Here is a 15,655-nt window from a genome sequence, read left to right on the forward strand (position 1 = left end):
AATTAATGAATAAGTATTTTCATGATTTTAAATAAATATGTTATAATAAAAAAAAGGAGGAGTGGACGATGTCAGATATAAAAGTCAAATTAGATAAAAAAGAAGTTCCGAAAGGCATGACTTTACTGGAGTCTAAACTATTGAGTGAACGATTATCGCATAAAATTTCTTATAGTACTGGTCGCAAACGTCCAAGAAATTTCTCCGAGAAAAAAACTTTATTGCGATGGGAAAAAGAACGTAATGGGAAAAAAATTGGGCACATTTAATCATACATGAATCTTGACAAAGAAGTCCTTAACGGGGCTTCTTTTTATTATATTAACTTGAAAAAAAACTATTAATAGCTGAGAATAACTTGAAAATTGATTATGATGAAAAATTTTCTGAAATACAAAAATTTATTCTACTCAATTATTTTAGGGTAATGAAGAAAGTAAGGTATTAATACAGAAGCCTATTTTGCTGGAAGTAGCTGCAGCGTTAAACTATCTGATACCTTATTCAAATTTATAAATGTTCTTCTACAAATCATTCAAAAGCTAAACTCCTAGAACAAGCTACAGTAAATACTGAGCTTGTTTTTTTAGGTTGAAAATTTTTAATTTAATAGTCACATACTCATTGATACTGTAGGCTTTTAGAACTTATTATCCAAAATTCTCTCAAAAAATTTAAAAAGTTAAAAAAAGCTGACATTTTTTTAAACAAAAAAACGGTTACAATAAGAATGTAAAGAAATCGCTTGCATACACAAGGAGGAAATTAAAATGGCAGAAAAAAAATATGTGATGTCAATTGACCAAGGTACAACGAGTTCGAGAGCAATTATTTATGATAAAAAAACAAACACAATAGGAAGCTCGCAAAAAGAATTTACTCAAATCTTTCCACAAAGTGGTTGGGTAGAACATAATCCAAATGAAATATGGAACTCAGTACAGTCAGTAATTGCTGGGGCATTTATTGAATCCGGTGTCAAACCAGATGAAATTGCAGCAATAGGAATTACGAATCAACGTGAAACAACGATTATCTGGGACAAAAAAACAGGTCTCCCAATTTATAACGCTGTTGTCTGGCAATCTCGTCAATCTGCGCCTATTGCTACTAAGCTTTATGAAGAGGGACATTCAGAGATGATTCATGAAAAAACAGGCTTGATTATTGACTCCTATTTCTCAGCAACCAAAATTCGCTGGATTCTAGATCACGTAGAAGGTGCGCAAGAACGTGCTGAAAAAGGTGAATTGATGTTTGGGACAGTTGATACATGGCTGGTATGGAAATTGACAGGTGGCGAATCATTTGTTACTGACTATTCAAATGCTAGTCGTACGATGTTATACAATATCCACAAATTAGAATGGGATCAAGATATCTTGGATTTATTAAATATTCCAAATGCGATCATGCCAGAAGTGAAGTCTAATTCAGAAGTATATGGACATACTACTAACTACCATTTCTATGGAGCGAACACACCAATCTCAGGAATGGCTGGTGACCAGCAAGCAGCACTATTTGGTCAAATGGCTTTCGAACCAGGTATGGTAAAAAACACATACGGAACAGGGTCGTTTATCGTAATGAACACTGGAGAAAAACCACAGCTGTCAGAAAATAATCTACTTACCACAATAGGGTATGGTATTAATGGTAAAATCCACTATGCATTAGAAGGAAGTATTTTCGTAGCTGGATCTTCTATTCAATGGTTGCGTGATGGATTAAAAATGCTAGAAAATTCAGCTGATTCTGAAGCTATTGCGAAAACTTCTGAAAATGATAATGAAGTATTTGTGGTACCAGCCTTTACTGGACTTGGTGCACCTTATTGGGACTCAGATGCTCGAGGATCAGTATTTGGATTAACTCGTGGCACATCTAAAGCTGACTTTGTCAAAGCTACTTTGCAGTCCATTGCTTATCAGACTCGTGATGTAATCGACACTATGAACAAAGATGCTGGCATTGATATTCCATTACTCAAAGTAGATGGTGGAGCTGCAAATAACGACTGGCTATTACAATTCCAAGCGGATATCTTGGGTACTAAAGTCCAACGTGCTCACAATTTAGAAACAACAGCTTTAGGAGCAGCTTACTTAGCTGGTTTAGCTGTTGGGTTCTGGGAAAGTGTAGATGAAATTAAAAATATGTATGAAGAAGGCGGCATTTTTGAACCACAAATGCCAGAAGCTGAACGTGAAAAATTATACAAAAACTGGAGATTAGCTGTTAAGGCTACGCAAGTATTCAAACCAGAAGCGTAAAAGGAGGAAATAGAAGTATGAATTTCTCAATTGAACGAAGAAAGCAAGATATCCAAACTTTAAAAGAAGAAACTCTTGATGTCTTGATCATTGGAGGCGGAATCACAGGTGCTGGAATTGCCTTGCAAGCCAGCGCTTCTGGACTAAAAACTGGATTAGTAGAAATGCAGGATTTTGCAGAAGGAACCTCTTCTCGCTCTACTAAATTAGTTCATGGTGGAATCCGTTACTTGAAAAACTTCGATGTAGAAGTTGTAGCAGATACTGTTCAAGAACGAGCTGTCGTACAAGGAGTTGCGCCACATATTCCTAAAGCTGATCCAATGATCCTACCGATTTATGATGAACCGGGTTCAACCTTTTCAATGTTTTCATTAAAAGTTGCAATGGATTTATATGATCGCTTGGCAGGCGTTACCGGAACAAAATATGCTAACTATACTTTGACAAAAGAAGAAGTCCTTGAACGGCTTCCACAACTCAACCCTAAAGGATTACTAGGGGCAGGCGTTTACTTGGATTTCCGGAATAATGATGCCCGCTTAGTGATTGAAAATATTAAACAAGCTGCTGCAGACGGTGGACATATGGTTAGTCGGATGAAAGTGATAGGGATCTTACATGATGAGAAAGGTAAGGTTTCAGGAGCGGAAGTAGAGGATCTATTATCAGGAGAAAGGTTTGAAATCAACGCACGTGTTGTGTTGAACTCAACTGGTCCTTGGTCTGATACGATTCGTCAAATGGATAATAAACTAGATGTTCTTCCTCAAATGAGACCGACTAAAGGTGTTCACTTAGTGGTTGATCGAGAAAAATTACAAGTACCACAACCCACTTATTTCGATACAGGTAAAAAAGATGGCAGAATGGTGTTTGTGATTCCTCGTGAAGAAAAGACTTACTTTGGAACAACGGATACAGATTATAATGGAGATTTTGCACATCCAATCGTTGAACAAGATGACGTCGACTATTTGTTAGAGGTTGTTAATACTCATTATCCTTCAGCGAAGCTTACCATCGATGATATTGAATCAAGTTGGGCAGGATTAAGACCATTGATTTCTACAAATGGTGGTTCGGATTATAATGGTGGAAATAACCAAGCTGTTACAGATGAAAGTTTCGATCATATCCTTTCTACTATTACAAAATATCAAGAAGGTCAAACGGATCGGAACGAAGTAGAAAGTGCCCTTAAAAATATTGAAACAAGTAATTCTGAATCTGATTTTAATCCTTCTGCAATCTCTCGTGGTAGTACTTTGGATATTGATGAAGATGGATTGTTAACAGTAGCAGGCGGGAAAATAACAGACTATCGTAAGATGGCGCTTGGTGCTATGAAAAAGGTTATTGAAATATTAGAGCAAGACTACAGCTTGGCTTATGAACTGATAGATTCCACTAAATACCCAGTTTCAGGTGGAAATATTGACCCTTCAAAAGTAGAAGAAGAAACAGAAAAATTAGCACAAATTGGAATCGAAAAAGGATTAAGTGAATCAGAAGCACTATATTTGGCAAATTTATATGGCTCGAATGCACCTAGAGTATTCTCTCTACTAGACGATGTAGAAAAAGTAGCAGGATTGAACGCAGCAGAAGCGGTTAGCTTAAGATATGCTATGGATGAAGAGATGACATTGACACCGAGTGATTTCTTGATTCGTCGCACAAACCACATGCTGTTTAAACGGGATACTTTAGATAGCATAAAGGAATCAGTGATTAGAGAAATGGCTCGTTATAATGATTGGTCAGATGAATTAAAAGCTAACTATACTAAAGAATTAGAAGTAGCAATTGCTGAATCTGATTTAAAACACTTAAAAGGAGATAAAAAGTAGATGACTGGAGATATGTTAACGATATTTAGTGAGTTTTTAGGAACAATGATATTAATTTTGCTTGGTGACGGTGTTGTTGCTGCTGTCAGCTTGAAAAAAAGTAAAGCTGAAGGAGCAGGATGGGTTGCCATTACAATGGGATGGGGAGCTGGTGTAGCGATGGCCGTCTATATCGCTGGTTTTATGGGACCCGCTCATTTAAACCCAGCGGTAACGCTTGGTATGGCAATGATTGGTAATTTAGAATGGGCAATGGTTATACCGTTTATCTTAGCACAAACTACTGGAGCAATCGTAGGTGCAGTATTAGTATGGTTAACCTACCTAGCTCACTTTAGAGAAACAACTGATCAAGGAGCAATTTTAGGTACATTTGCAACTGCGCCAGAAATTTATGACACTGTCAGTAATGTAATGTCAGAAGCTATCGGAACATTTGTATTAGTATTCGGAATCATGGCATTTGGTCAAAACTCATTTACTGATGGGTTAAATCCTTTAGTCGTTGGTGTGTTAATTCTATCAATTGGTCTTTCACTTGGAGGTTCTACGGGTTACGCAATCAACCCTGCTCGTGACTTAGGTCCACGTATTGCACATGCCTTTTTACCCTTAAAAAATAAAGGCGGATCAAACTGGGGATATTCTTGGATTCCAGTAGCCGCTCCAATGTTAGGTGCTGTTCTTGCCGCATTGCTTTACATGGTAATAGTTTAAGCTTATAAATAATTGAATAATTGAATAATTAAAATAAGAGGCGACTTAAAGTAATCAATCGACTGGCTATGATTTGGCATTTAACCAAACTAAGCCGGTCGATTTTTATGTGATTAGAATGCTGGTAGAAATTAAAAAAAGAAGTAGTTCTGTCCTTTTCAAATAGTTAAAACTATTTATTGAACATGCTGCTTTATCATGCTCGGTTAAATACAACAGTAAAAAATGATTATATTAAAAAAATAGAGTTATTCAATTAACCAAGAGTATAACTTGATGAAATTTATAAGAGTACAAAAGGATTGAATCATCTATTTAAAGATGACTCAATCCTTTCGCTATAAATTTTGTTGAGTTATTCAGGAAATGAAGATTGATTATACAAGTTTCAAAGCTCTATCTAAGATTGCTGCGCCATCCATATGCTCAAAATCTCGCATATCAATGATTTCAATCGGAATATTTTTATTAGAAATTTTTTCTTTTAACTGATCTTTCAAAAATTTCACTTGGGGACCTAATAATACAATATCAATATCTTTTGTAGATAAATATCCGTCTGCCTCGTTAGGTGAAACTGCGAAAATATCCGTTTCGACATCCTTTTCTTTTGCTGCTTTTTGCATATTTGAAACCAGCATACCAGTACTAACACCAGCTGCACAAACTAACATAATTGTTTTCATTAGACATCTCTCCTTTGTCATTTTGAAAATCATCAAGCAAATATAAATAGTAGAAGCGTAAAAAAAAGCTAGTTAATTGATAACGCTTACCATCTGTATCTTATTTATACATTAAATAAATATTCATTTCAATTATAGTCTCTTATATAAAAATATTTATACTATATGCAAGATTAGAAAAGTAATACTAGAAATAGGATATTTCTTGATGTATAACTATTTAGAAGTTAAAAAAAGAATATCACTTTAGAGGATTAATGATTGCATATTAGACCCTAGACAATTAAACTTAGATTATTAAGTGATCATAATTTATAAGTAACATTAATATAATGCATAGATTTAGCCAAATTGATCATAATAAGGGCGGAATTAAAATGAGATTTCATTGTACGAAAAAGTTGCTAGATATGTTGAATAAAAGTTCAAAGCTGCTTGATTTTGATCCGTTACCTGTACAGCCAGTGGACAAAGTAACTAATCAAGATGAATTAAATGATTGGCACGCTTCGTTAACTGAAGTAGACGGAAGTTATATCGCAACATTCATAAATGATTTGACGAGCTTTCCTGTCGTAGTCGGATTATTTGACCTGGATAATATATACGAAGCCTTTGAAGGTTTTGAGAATGTATTAGGGGAAGTCATGCTTAAACAAAAAATCGATAAGCAGATTGTTTTTGAATATCTGGAGGATCTTGAACCACCTATCTTAACTAAAACGATCAGTCGTGCAAAGACAGGTCCGTTGTCCGCTGTCACCATAGATGCTCAAAACATATTATATGAAGAGGGAACAACCAGTTTCGATCCTGTTGAGGTTACAATCGCGTTGTCAGAGACACCCAGAGTAAAAAATGGGAAAGCTTTTTTTCCAGCTGAAAATTGGTTAGAGATTTGGGATGAGCGTAGTAAACTGGAAGAATCTTATTTAGTATCTACTGGATCAGATGAAACACTAACCGAGAAAAACTTGCCTTCCCAAAAAGATTGGATAGCTTTTTATGAAGTAGTCGATAAAATCAAAAAAGAAACACCTTGGAGAAAAATTGATGATGATGAACTGATTGCTGTTAAGGATCCAGAATCTGAAGAATGGACTTATTGTTCTGTTATGGGCAGGCTAGGAGAATTTTCTGGAATTGGTTTATTTGAAGGGGATAAGGGGTTAAAAAGTCTGGTAAAAGTTTATTCAGTAGATCATTTTATTCCTGAATACCAACTAAAATCTATCCAAGATTGTTTATTGCTTTCTTATGTCAGCCGAAGTGAAATAGAAACAGATAATTATGATAGGTTACAAAAGTTGGGTCTGGTTGAGAATCAGTACTATCTTTTACCGGAAATTATGAAACACACACCTGGATTTGTACCATGGTCTATACTTTCGCAAGCAGAAGTAAAGCGAGCTACACTTATTCTAAATCAAGTTTTGACAATCCTAAATAACCTGACGTATGCAGATGAACTACCCCGTTTGATGGATGGTCTTGTTACCAGTCGTTACAAACAAGATGGAAAATGGGAGACAAGCGAGCGTCCATTACCTGACTTGCAGAGTTTGTTTGAACAGGATCCTTATATTTTTGAAAATGACCTTGTGCTACATCAAATAAAAAAGGCTCCAAAGAGCCCTCTGTCATTACAAGTTGATGCCGTACATGCACCGGCTATTTTACAAGAATATCCAGAAGAAAGACCTTACTATCCAATGATTACCTTATGTGTAGAAGAAGAAAGTATGGAAGTGTTAAATGCCGTAACGTATCCAGAAACGAAGGAAAATCCGAAACATATTCTGGAGTGTGTAGTCGAAGTATGCAAAGATATGAGACCGAAAGAAATCATTATCAGAACTCAGACTATCGAATGGGTTTTAGAGGATTTCTGTAATAAAACAGACATTAAGCTGGTTGTGAGAGAAAGACTGCCTGAATTTGATGAAGTAGTTTCACATTTGGAAAACGAATTTAGTTAACCTATTGGTCAAAATAAAAATGATCAAAGAAGATGATAGTTGAAGGAGCGAGAAAGATGATCGACTTGCATTGTCATATATTACCTGACATAGACGATGGCGCTAATACAACCGAAGATTCTCTGGAAATGGCCCGCTTGGCTGTTTCAGAAGGGATTACTCATTTATTAGCTACGCCACACCACATGAATCGTAATTGGATGAATGAGAAGCGTAAGGTCGTTGCATTAGTTAAAGAGGTACAGTCTGAAATTGACCGTGAAGGTATTCCGTTAACTATTTATCCAGGTCAAGAAATACGGATATATGGAAATATGTTAGAAGATATAGAAAAAGATACATTACTTTTCACAGATGAGTTACAACAATATCTCTTGGTAGAATTTCCAACTGCTTCGATTCCAAATTATACGGAACGCTTATTTTATGATCTTCAAACGAATGGAAAGATACCCGTGATTGTACATCCAGAACGCAACCGGATAATTCAAGAAGACCCGCATAAGTTAAAAGAATTAGTCCAACATGGAGCGTTAGCTCAATTGACCGCAGCTAGTTATACCGGCGGATTCGGAAAACAAATACAGAAATTGAGTAAACAGATGATAGAGTCTGATCTTGTTCATTTTATTGCTTCTGATGCTCATAATACAGGTAATCGAGCATTTCATATGAAAGAAGCGCATGATCTTGTCATTAAAGAATTCGGTCGTCGTAAGTGGCACCAGTTTGATCAGACAACGAAAGATCTAATCAATGGAGATGTTGTCATACCTCCTACCCCTACTAATATTGAAAAGAAAAAGTTTTTTGGATTATTTTAGCTTATCTATAGATGAAAAATTAGTTTTTGGTAGTCGAGCAATGGGGAACGAAAGAACTGGTTCGGACATTGATTTGGCACTGGTTGGGGAAGATATTCAGTATGAGGACGTTTTGAATATTAGTAGCTTACTCAATGAAGAAGCCCCAATACCTTATTATGTGGACGTTGTTCACTATGATTCTTTGTCAAATAAGGATTTAAAAGATCAGATTATTAACGAAGGGCAAGCGCTTTTGAAATATGAACATCTCAGATCGTTTAAATAAGAAAATAAATTTACTAATGCAAAACCATAGGTGGATTACTTATATAAACATTTGATTTTCAACACAATCTACTATAAACAAAATAAAAATAGCTTTTCTATTCTCTACTGAGGATAGGAAAGCTATTTTTTTGATTAAGAAATTGATTAAATTAACGTCTATAAAATGACGTTTATCATTTATCCAACTCAATTTGTTCAATTAATACGAATTTGTCATTGATTTAGATCGTTTTGTTCCTTTGAATGAGAGTGCTCAACCTTTTAAAGTGAACCTATACAAGGCCTTGTATAAATTAAACAGGAGATCTTCAGAAAAATGAGGAAAAAGATGAGTAGAATTTTAAAACAAGAAATGGAGCAAGACTTTTTCTATGTTCACGATTCAATTGTCTATGGTGCAATCAAAAAGTGTAGAATCTCTTATAATCATGCCAACTTTGATGATTTCGTTCAAATTGGTCGTATAAAATTAGTAGATGCTTATATAGAGTTCCCAAAAAATTTATTCAATGAAGACTATTTCTATCAGTTTACTGGATATGCTTATCGTAAAGTTTATTGGGCGCTTATAGATCAGATCAGAAAAGAGCAAAGGGTTTTTGAAAGAGAAGAAGCATTACCAGAATCTTATGAAGAATGGGGAATGATTAATCCAGAAGTATTTGATGAAGATTTTGTTGTCTGGGAGTTATTCTATTCTATGCTTAACTGTCTTTCAGAAAAAGAACAACATTATTTGAAAGATTCCGTTATAGAACAATTAACGGTTACAGAAATTGCGAAGAAACGAAAAGTTAGTCGGAAAACAGTATACGCTTGGAGAAAACAGGCAGCCAAAAAACTTGAACATTATCAGGATGTGTTAAAAAAATGATAAGGAGATGGATGTAAATGAGCAAAAGTATTATTATTGATGCAGGGCATGGTGGAACAGACACAGGTGCAAATGGTTTTGGTGTTCTATAAAAAGACTGGGCACTTGAAATCAGCCGTTATCAGTACAAACGATTGAAGGAATTAGGTGCGAAAGTGGCTATGACAAGAAAAGAGGATAGTACTTTAACTCCGACAGAACGAATTGCACGGATTAAAAATCACTATGATGTCTGTGTTTCCAATCACTGGAATGCTTATGATGGAAAAGCTAGAGGAATTGAGACTATTCATTCCGTGCATGCTAAAGCAATATTTGCACAAAATTTAGCAGATCACTTGGCTTCAACAACTGATTTACCGTTGCGTAGAGTATTTAAAAGATCGATCAGTACAGGTGTGGACTATTATTTTTTGCATCGTTTAACTGGGCGAACTGAAACCGTAATCGTAGAGTATGGATTTATAGATAATAAAAGGGACTTTAATTACTATAATCATAGATCCCACTTTAATACTGCAGCCGAGTCCGTAATTGCAGGTATTTGCGAAAAAATCGGTATAAAGTACCAGCCCGTCAAAGCGTTCGAAAAACAGAGTTTAAAAAATTCTAGTCAAGCTTCTAGTTCAATAGGAAAAAGAGTGGAAAGTACTTTTAAGGGAACACTTCGTTTCTATAATCAGCCTAGTTGGAGAGATGAAGATGTATACGGTCAACTTCAAAAAGGACAAGGATTTCCAGAAATTATTGAGAAGTTGCGAGTAGGTAGTGGAGAGCAATACAAAGTGAAAAATTCAAAAGGGGAAATTTTTTACCTGACTGCTAGTCCTAAGTATGTAAAAGTAATTTAAATAGGATAATGAATAAAGCCCTTCCATTTCTTATTGAAACGGAAGGGCTTTTATAAATTAGTATTCAAGTTTCTATCTCGTCTTCGACTAATGCGAAGGCTTCTTTAATATCTTCTAAATAGGGATCATCTTCTCCAAGCGTTAAAGTAACCATCTTGAATGATAAAGAATAGACAAGTTTTGTATGCCAGCCAATAGGGGAGGGGGCATTAGCGCCACTCATTTTAGACCTCGTTTTTCTTTGTACTAATGTATCTGTATCAAAATTTTGTGTAGGGGCAAATAATAATTGCCACTCTCTAGAAATCTGTAATTCAACTAAGTATAAACGAATAGCTTGATCAAATAATTTATGGACATTTTTGATATTCAAGTTAATGATTAGTTCATGATGGTGGATGAAACTTAAAAGCGTTTTATCATTATAGGATGAATAATTTTTTAAATGATGCAATCCGATCCAATTAACATGGTGTTTAGAAGGGCCTTTATCTGGAACAAAAACAATGGATCCAGCTACATATGGACATTTTCGATTAATGTTAATGACTCTACCTAAATTTTGAATAATTGAATAAGAAACATGATCATTAAAATAGGCGTGCATAATTTGTGTGGTCGTTTCTCTACTTTTCAACACATCACCGCGGCACTGAAAGACGAGGGAGTTATAATCGCTGTCGGTAAGGTTTGAAATATCGCAAACATAAAGTGTTTCACTATCTACAATGATTCTCTTTAAAGGAATGGCTTGATCTATGTAATTTTTTAACTCTTCTGAGCAAATTTGAAAGGTAGCAGCTGAATTTCTATAAATAGAGGGGGAATCTTTTTTATTATCGTCAGATAGTCTCATGTTGGTACAGATAGTATTCTGTAAATCATAAAGGATCTTTTTTGTTTGTTCCATTTGGCTTATTCCTCTCTTTATATCTCAAGATCAGTCGATAAAACTGATGAAGAGATAATATTTATTTGTAAAATCATTATAACAAATTTGTGTTGTTATTCACAAACGGAGATTGAAAAATAATAAGATTTTACTAGAGAACAATAAAACCATCATTATAAAATACAATTTTGTATTTTATTACATTTATAAAAAGCTTTAGTATTAAAGGATTTAAGAACTAAATATACTCTGAAATCGGAAATAGTTAATTTAATCTTCTGAAATTTTGACGAACACTTAAAAAGACTGATAGAATCTATTAGTCATTGAAAAAAGGAGAGTAAAAATGAATAATAAAGGAAAAGTAATTACAACGATTATTTTAGGTAGTGCGCTATTTCTGACAGCATGTGGAAATAATTCAGAAGAAGATACAAGTAGTGAGGACAATGCTTGGAACGATATTCAAGAAGCGGGTGTGCTGCGTGCAGCTACATCAGGAACGTATTATCCAAACTCTTATCATGATGAAGAAACGAATGAGTTGACTGGTTTTGAAGTTGAAATACTCCGTGAAATTGGGGAACGATTGGATCTGGAAGTTGAATTTACAGAGATGGGTGTTGATGGAATGTTGACCTCACTTAATAGTGAACAGCAAGATATTGCAGCACTAAGTATTAGCCATGCGGGAGAAAATGCAGATAAATTTAATTATTCCATTCCTTATAAGTATACCTATATGTCTATGATCGTCAGAGAAGAAGACAATTCAGGGATTGAAACAATGGAAGATCTGGACGGTAAAAAGGCAGCAGGAGCAGCAACTACTTCTTATATGAAAATTGCTGAGCAGTATGGTGCAGAGCTTGTAATTTATGATAATGCTACAAATGATCAATATCTTTGGGATGTTGCAAATGGTCGAACAGATGTGATTATTAATGATTACTATGGTCAGACAATGGCATTAAAAGCTTTTCCGGAGATTCCAGTTAAGATTCAAGAAGATCTCTTTTTTAATCCAAGTTATACAAACTTTTCAATGAAACTGGGTAATGATCAACTGACTGAAGCAGTGGATGGAGCACTTGAGGATATGCATTCTGATGGGACTTTAAGTGAATTATCTAAAGAATATTTTTATGGTGAAGATGTAACAAAAGAAAAAGACATGGATATTATGACAATAGAAATTGAGGAATAATGATGGGGATTCAATGGGAATATATTTTTGACCCGGAGCTTGCCTGGGAGACATTACCTTTCCTTTTGGCGGGAGTACCAAAGACTTTGTTTATTGCGATTATCAGTACAGTAATCGGAATGATACTAGGGATGGTACTAACTTTAATGCGTATGTCTAGTATCTGGGTAGTAGGCTGGTTAGCAAGAGTTTATGTTTCATTCATGAGAGGAACACCTGCCTTAGTATTTTTATTTCTAATTTATTTTGGCTTGCCTTTCATTAATGTTCAATTCGATGCGATGACCGCAGCAATAATCGGGTTCAGTCTTAACTCAGCAGCATATATATCAGAAATTCTAAGATCTTCTATTTCTTCCGTAGACTACGGACAATGGGAAGCTGCTAAAGCACTGGGTTTGAATAAGATCGTTACGATGCGTGCCATTATTTTACCTCAAGCAATTAGAATCGCCGTTCCTCCACTTGGGAATGTGCTGCTGGATGTAATCAAAGGAACTTCATTAGCAGCAATGATCACTGTTAATGAGTTATTCCAAAATGCACGTATTGTTGGTGGAAGAGAATATGATTATATGACAATGTATATAATGGTCGCATTGATTTACTGGGCAGTCTGCAGCATATTTGGGTACATGCAAAGTTATCTTGAAATTGTATCTTCTAAGTATGTAGAACAACATTAATATTTGATAAAAAGACTTTCTCCTAACATGAGGAGAAAGTCTTTTTATCATGAAACACTAAAGAGCTCGCTAAGAGTTTTAATAAATAATTTATTGTTTGAGTTATGAAACCAAAAAATTAGATAATTCTATAAAATCCTTTTAGTATATTATATTTTTTAATAAATAACGAAGTGCTATTTTCAGTCGATTACAGCAGTATCTATTGTTGTGATCTTTTTAACAAATACATGATATAATAACTACAGATAATCTGATTTTATAACTATTTCTATCTAGTTTTTCTACTATAAAGGAGTGTATAAATTGAAAAAAATCAAAATATCCAAGTCTCAACTTTTAATAGTCAGTATCGTAATTATCATGCTATTTTACCTAATCTCCTTAGTTGCTAATTATGATTTCAACACCATAATCTGGTATTCTTCAATTATTTTAACTGTTCTTGCCATAATTTTATCGGGTGCTTTAGTAAGTGGAGACAGACAGCGTGGGAGTTATCATTCAAGCCCTGAAAATACAAATCAAGCGCTGAACTATAGTCAAATCATCCTGATAATTGCTATTCCGTTTTACTTAGTGTTGTTATTACAGTATCTTATTAACTGAATTTGGAAATGATACAATCTTAACATAATGAAAAAATTGAAAGAATGAAAGAAAGTCAGATTATGGGAAAAGGTAATTATGCATTAGCAGGACATAATTGGAGAGATAAAAAAACTCTATTTTCCCCATTACATCGTGTTAAAAAAGATATGCATATTTACATGAAAGATTTGCAGAAAGAATATGAGTATCGTATCGATAAAATAATAATGGTAGATCCAAATCGACTAGATGTTATTGAAGATACTAAAACCGCTACACTCACACTAGTCACTTGTAATCATGATGGTACGGAACGACTGATTGTTCAAGCCTCTTTAGTGAATTCATGAAACAAAAATTGTATTAGCTTCAGAGAAATACCTAGGCTGAAATAAGGGGTAGCGTTTTCATAAAATTGTATTAGCGTATTGCTTTCTTAAGATTTCTGAGACATAATTCATTTACAGACATTATATAGATAGTTATCGAAGGGGTGGAAATAATGAAACAGTTTCCTGAAGATTTTTTATGGGGTGGAGCAGTAGCTGCTCATCAGCTAGAAGGGGCATGGAATGTTGCAGGTAAAGGGGTTAGTATTGCTGATGTTATGACGGCAGGATCTAATGGAGTAGACCGGAAGATTACAGATGGAGTAGTAGAAGGAGAATATTATCCCAATCATGAAGCGATAGATTTTTACCATAGATACAAAGAAGATATTCAATATTTTAAAGAAATGGGACTAAAAGTTTTTCGAACTTCTATTAATTGGACTAGAATATTTCCTGTTGGAGATGAGACAGAGCCAAATGAAGAAGGATTAAAGTTTTATGATGATTTATTCGATGAACTATTGAAAAATGATATTGAGCCCGTCATCACTTTGTGTCATTTTGAAATCCCTTATGAACTGTATAAAAAATATGGAGGATTTAAAAATAAAAAGTTAATTGATTTTTTTGTGCATTATGCAGAAACGGTTATGAACCGTTACAAAGATAAAGTCAAATATTGGATGACTTTTAATGAAATCAATAATCAAGCTGATGGACAACATACTCTTCATACTTGGACCAATTCGGCAATTCAGTTTAACGAAAGTGAAAATAAAGAAGCGATTGTGTTTCAAGCTGCTGTTAATGAGCTGATTGCCAGTGCACGAGTAGTAAAATTAGGCCATAAAATCAATCCGGATTTTCAAATTGGATGTATGATGGCCTATGTACCGATTTATCCCTATTCAAGTAACCCAGCTGATCAGATGGCTGCTCTTAAAGTTATGGAAAGACGTTTTTTTTACAGTGATATTCATGCTAGAGGAAAAGTTCCTACGTATGCAAAAAAAGACTGGCAAAGAAAAAATTATCATATAGAATTGAGCAGCAAAGAAGAGCGTATTTTAGAAGAGGGAACAGTAGATTTCATAGGATTTAGTTATTATATGTCAGGAGCAGTTACTACTGTACCAGAAGTCGAGGGGCAGGAGATCTTAGATTTTCCAAATACAAAATGGGTCGAAAATCCTTATGTCAACTCAAGTGATTGGGGCTGGCAAATTGATCCTATTGGTTTGAGATATACACTAAATGCAGTTTATGAGCGATACAACCTTCCTATGTTCATTGTAGAAAATGGTTTTGGAGCATACGATAAATTAGAAGATAATAAAATTCATGATCAGTATAGAATAGAGTATTTAAAAGCACACATCGAGCAGATGAAACTTGCAGTAGTTGAAGACGGGGTAGAACTGCTAGGATATACGCCATGGGGCATCATCGATATTGTGAGTTTTGGATCTGGCGAAATGGAAAAGCGATACGGTTTTATCCATGTAGATAAAGATAATTTTGGCAAGGGAACACTTCAAAGACGACGAAAAGATTCTTTCTATTGGTATAAGCGAGTGATTACTTCAAATGGGCAGGAGTTATAAAAGAAATCCACTA

Annotated in this window: 15 protein-coding genes and 1 pseudogene; 14 read left to right on the forward strand and 2 right to left on the reverse strand. The window is 34.7% G+C overall.

The genetic code is table 11. The features are described from left to right. Positions 1 to 68: 68 nt before the first annotated feature. From BLT22_RS07350 to BLT22_RS07365, 4 genes are all read left to right on the forward strand, one after another. A complete protein-coding gene (locus BLT22_RS07350) occupies positions 69 to 269 on the forward strand; it encodes a hypothetical protein (RefSeq protein ID WP_091762069.1) in 201 nt (66 codons plus the stop codon). Between the two features lie 501 nt (positions 270 to 770). Continuing rightward, on the forward strand, positions 771 to 2,276 hold the full coding sequence (gene glpK / locus BLT22_RS07355) for a glycerol kinase GlpK (RefSeq protein WP_087059899.1): 1,506 nt from the start codon (positions 771 to 773) through the stop codon (positions 2,274 to 2,276). 17 nt (positions 2,277 to 2,293) lie between these two features. Then, a complete protein-coding gene (gene glpO, locus BLT22_RS07360) occupies positions 2,294 to 4,129 on the forward strand; it encodes a type 1 glycerol-3-phosphate oxidase (protein ID WP_091762071.1) in 1,836 nt (611 codons plus the stop codon). Continuing rightward, entirely contained in the window at positions 4,130 to 4,846 is a 717-nt protein-coding gene (locus tag BLT22_RS07365; protein WP_091762073.1) for an MIP/aquaporin family protein, read from the forward strand. Positions 4,847 to 5,223: 377 nt separating this feature from the next. Here the strand turns inward: BLT22_RS07365 and BLT22_RS07370 are convergent, their stop codons facing one another. Continuing rightward, positions 5,224 to 5,532, reverse strand: a complete 309-nt coding sequence (locus BLT22_RS07370) for a PTS sugar transporter subunit IIB (RefSeq protein ID WP_091762075.1) — start codon at positions 5,530 to 5,532, stop codon at positions 5,224 to 5,226. A 377-nt stretch (positions 5,533 to 5,909) separates the two neighbouring features. Between BLT22_RS07370 and BLT22_RS07375 the strand changes: the two genes are divergently transcribed. From BLT22_RS07375 to BLT22_RS07395, 5 genes and pseudogenes are all read left to right on the forward strand, one after another. Beyond that, positions 5,910 to 7,511 (forward strand): DUF7309 domain-containing protein, encoded by a 1,602-nt coding sequence (locus BLT22_RS07375; protein WP_091762077.1) that lies wholly within the window; start codon positions 5,910 to 5,912, stop codon positions 7,509 to 7,511. Positions 7,512 to 7,567: 56 nt separating this feature from the next. Further along, positions 7,568 to 8,335 (forward strand): tyrosine-protein phosphatase, encoded by a 768-nt coding sequence (locus tag BLT22_RS07380; RefSeq protein ID WP_091762079.1) that lies wholly within the window; start codon positions 7,568 to 7,570, stop codon positions 8,333 to 8,335. After that, a complete protein-coding gene (locus BLT22_RS07385; RefSeq protein ID WP_218127254.1) occupies positions 8,322 to 8,603 on the forward strand; it encodes a nucleotidyltransferase domain-containing protein in 282 nt (93 codons plus the stop codon). Before BLT22_RS07380 ends, BLT22_RS07385 begins: the two co-directional genes overlap by 14 nt. Positions 8,604 to 8,933: 330 nt before the next feature. Beyond that, positions 8,934 to 9,479, forward strand: a complete 546-nt coding sequence (locus BLT22_RS07390) for a sigma-70 family RNA polymerase sigma factor (RefSeq protein WP_176935382.1) — start codon at positions 8,934 to 8,936, stop codon at positions 9,477 to 9,479. A gap of 104 nt (positions 9,480 to 9,583) precedes the next feature. Then, positions 9,584 to 10,330 (forward strand): annotated as a pseudogene (locus BLT22_RS07395) (N-acetylmuramoyl-L-alanine amidase family protein); the annotation flags it as partial. A gap of 64 nt (positions 10,331 to 10,394) precedes the next feature. On the opposite strand, the gene BLT22_RS07400 reads toward BLT22_RS07395, so the two are convergent. Further along, entirely contained in the window at positions 10,395 to 11,240 is an 846-nt protein-coding gene (locus BLT22_RS07400; protein WP_091762085.1) for a competence protein ComK, read from the reverse strand. A 328-nt stretch (positions 11,241 to 11,568) separates the two neighbouring features. Here BLT22_RS07400 and BLT22_RS07405 point away from each other — a divergent pair, with 328 nt between their 5' ends. The 5 genes from BLT22_RS07405 (at position 11,569) to BLT22_RS07425 (ending at position 15,642) form a co-directional block, all read left to right on the forward strand. Further along, positions 11,569 to 12,429 (forward strand): transporter substrate-binding domain-containing protein, encoded by an 861-nt coding sequence (locus BLT22_RS07405; protein WP_091762087.1) that lies wholly within the window; start codon positions 11,569 to 11,571, stop codon positions 12,427 to 12,429. Positions 12,430 to 12,431: 2 nt separating this feature from the next. Beyond that, positions 12,432 to 13,115 (forward strand): amino acid ABC transporter permease, encoded by a 684-nt coding sequence (locus BLT22_RS07410; RefSeq protein WP_091896501.1) that lies wholly within the window; start codon positions 12,432 to 12,434, stop codon positions 13,113 to 13,115. Positions 13,116 to 13,421: 306 nt separating this feature from the next. Next, positions 13,422 to 13,724: a DUF5316 family protein gene (locus tag BLT22_RS07415; RefSeq protein ID WP_091762091.1), complete on the forward strand. Its 303-nt coding sequence runs from the start codon at positions 13,422 to 13,424 to the stop codon at positions 13,722 to 13,724. A 44-nt stretch (positions 13,725 to 13,768) separates the two neighbouring features. After that, positions 13,769 to 14,056: a class A sortase gene (locus tag BLT22_RS07420; RefSeq protein ID WP_091762093.1), complete on the forward strand. Its 288-nt coding sequence runs from the start codon at positions 13,769 to 13,771 to the stop codon at positions 14,054 to 14,056. A gap of 152 nt (positions 14,057 to 14,208) precedes the next feature. Continuing rightward, complete coding sequence (locus BLT22_RS07425) at positions 14,209 to 15,642, forward strand: 6-phospho-beta-glucosidase (RefSeq protein ID WP_176935386.1); 1,434 nt, start codon at positions 14,209 to 14,211, stop codon at positions 15,640 to 15,642. Positions 15,643 to 15,655: the final 13 nt, after the last annotated feature.

It is taken from the genome of Marinilactibacillus psychrotolerans, assembly GCF_900101525.1.
Lineage (GTDB): Bacteria > Bacillota > Bacilli > Lactobacillales > Carnobacteriaceae_A > Marinilactibacillus > Marinilactibacillus psychrotolerans.

What these genes read in the sequence shown, in the direction of transcription:
- BLT22_RS07350 (WP_091762069.1), top strand. Translation starts at nt 69, where the DNA reads ATGTCAGATATAAAAGTCAAATTAGATAAAAAAGAAGTTCCGAAAGGC.
- glpK (WP_087059899.1), top strand. Translation starts at nt 771, where the DNA reads ATGGCAGAAAAAAAATATGTGATGTCAATTGACCAAGGTACAACGAGT.
- glpO (WP_091762071.1), top strand. Translation starts at nt 2,294, where the DNA reads ATGAATTTCTCAATTGAACGAAGAAAGCAAGATATCCAAACTTTAAAA.
- BLT22_RS07365 (WP_091762073.1), top strand. Translation starts at nt 4,130, where the DNA reads ATGACTGGAGATATGTTAACGATATTTAGTGAGTTTTTAGGAACAATG.
- BLT22_RS07370 (WP_091762075.1), bottom strand. Translation starts at nt 5,532, where the DNA reads ATGAAAACAATTATGTTAGTTTGTGCAGCTGGTGTTAGTACTGGTATG.
- BLT22_RS07375 (WP_091762077.1), top strand. Translation starts at nt 5,910, where the DNA reads ATGAGATTTCATTGTACGAAAAAGTTGCTAGATATGTTGAATAAAAGT.
- BLT22_RS07380 (WP_091762079.1), top strand. Translation starts at nt 7,568, where the DNA reads ATGATCGACTTGCATTGTCATATATTACCTGACATAGACGATGGCGCT.
- BLT22_RS07390 (WP_176935382.1), top strand. Translation starts at nt 8,934, where the DNA reads ATGAGTAGAATTTTAAAACAAGAAATGGAGCAAGACTTTTTCTATGTT.
- BLT22_RS07400 (WP_091762085.1), bottom strand. Translation starts at nt 11,240, where the DNA reads ATGGAACAAACAAAAAAGATCCTTTATGATTTACAGAATACTATCTGT.
- BLT22_RS07405 (WP_091762087.1), top strand. Translation starts at nt 11,569, where the DNA reads ATGAATAATAAAGGAAAAGTAATTACAACGATTATTTTAGGTAGTGCG.
- BLT22_RS07410 (WP_091896501.1), top strand. Translation starts at nt 12,432, where the DNA reads ATGGGGATTCAATGGGAATATATTTTTGACCCGGAGCTTGCCTGGGAG.
- BLT22_RS07420 (WP_091762093.1), top strand. Translation starts at nt 13,769, where the DNA reads ATGAAAGAAAGTCAGATTATGGGAAAAGGTAATTATGCATTAGCAGGA.
- BLT22_RS07425 (WP_176935386.1), top strand. Translation starts at nt 14,209, where the DNA reads ATGAAACAGTTTCCTGAAGATTTTTTATGGGGTGGAGCAGTAGCTGCT.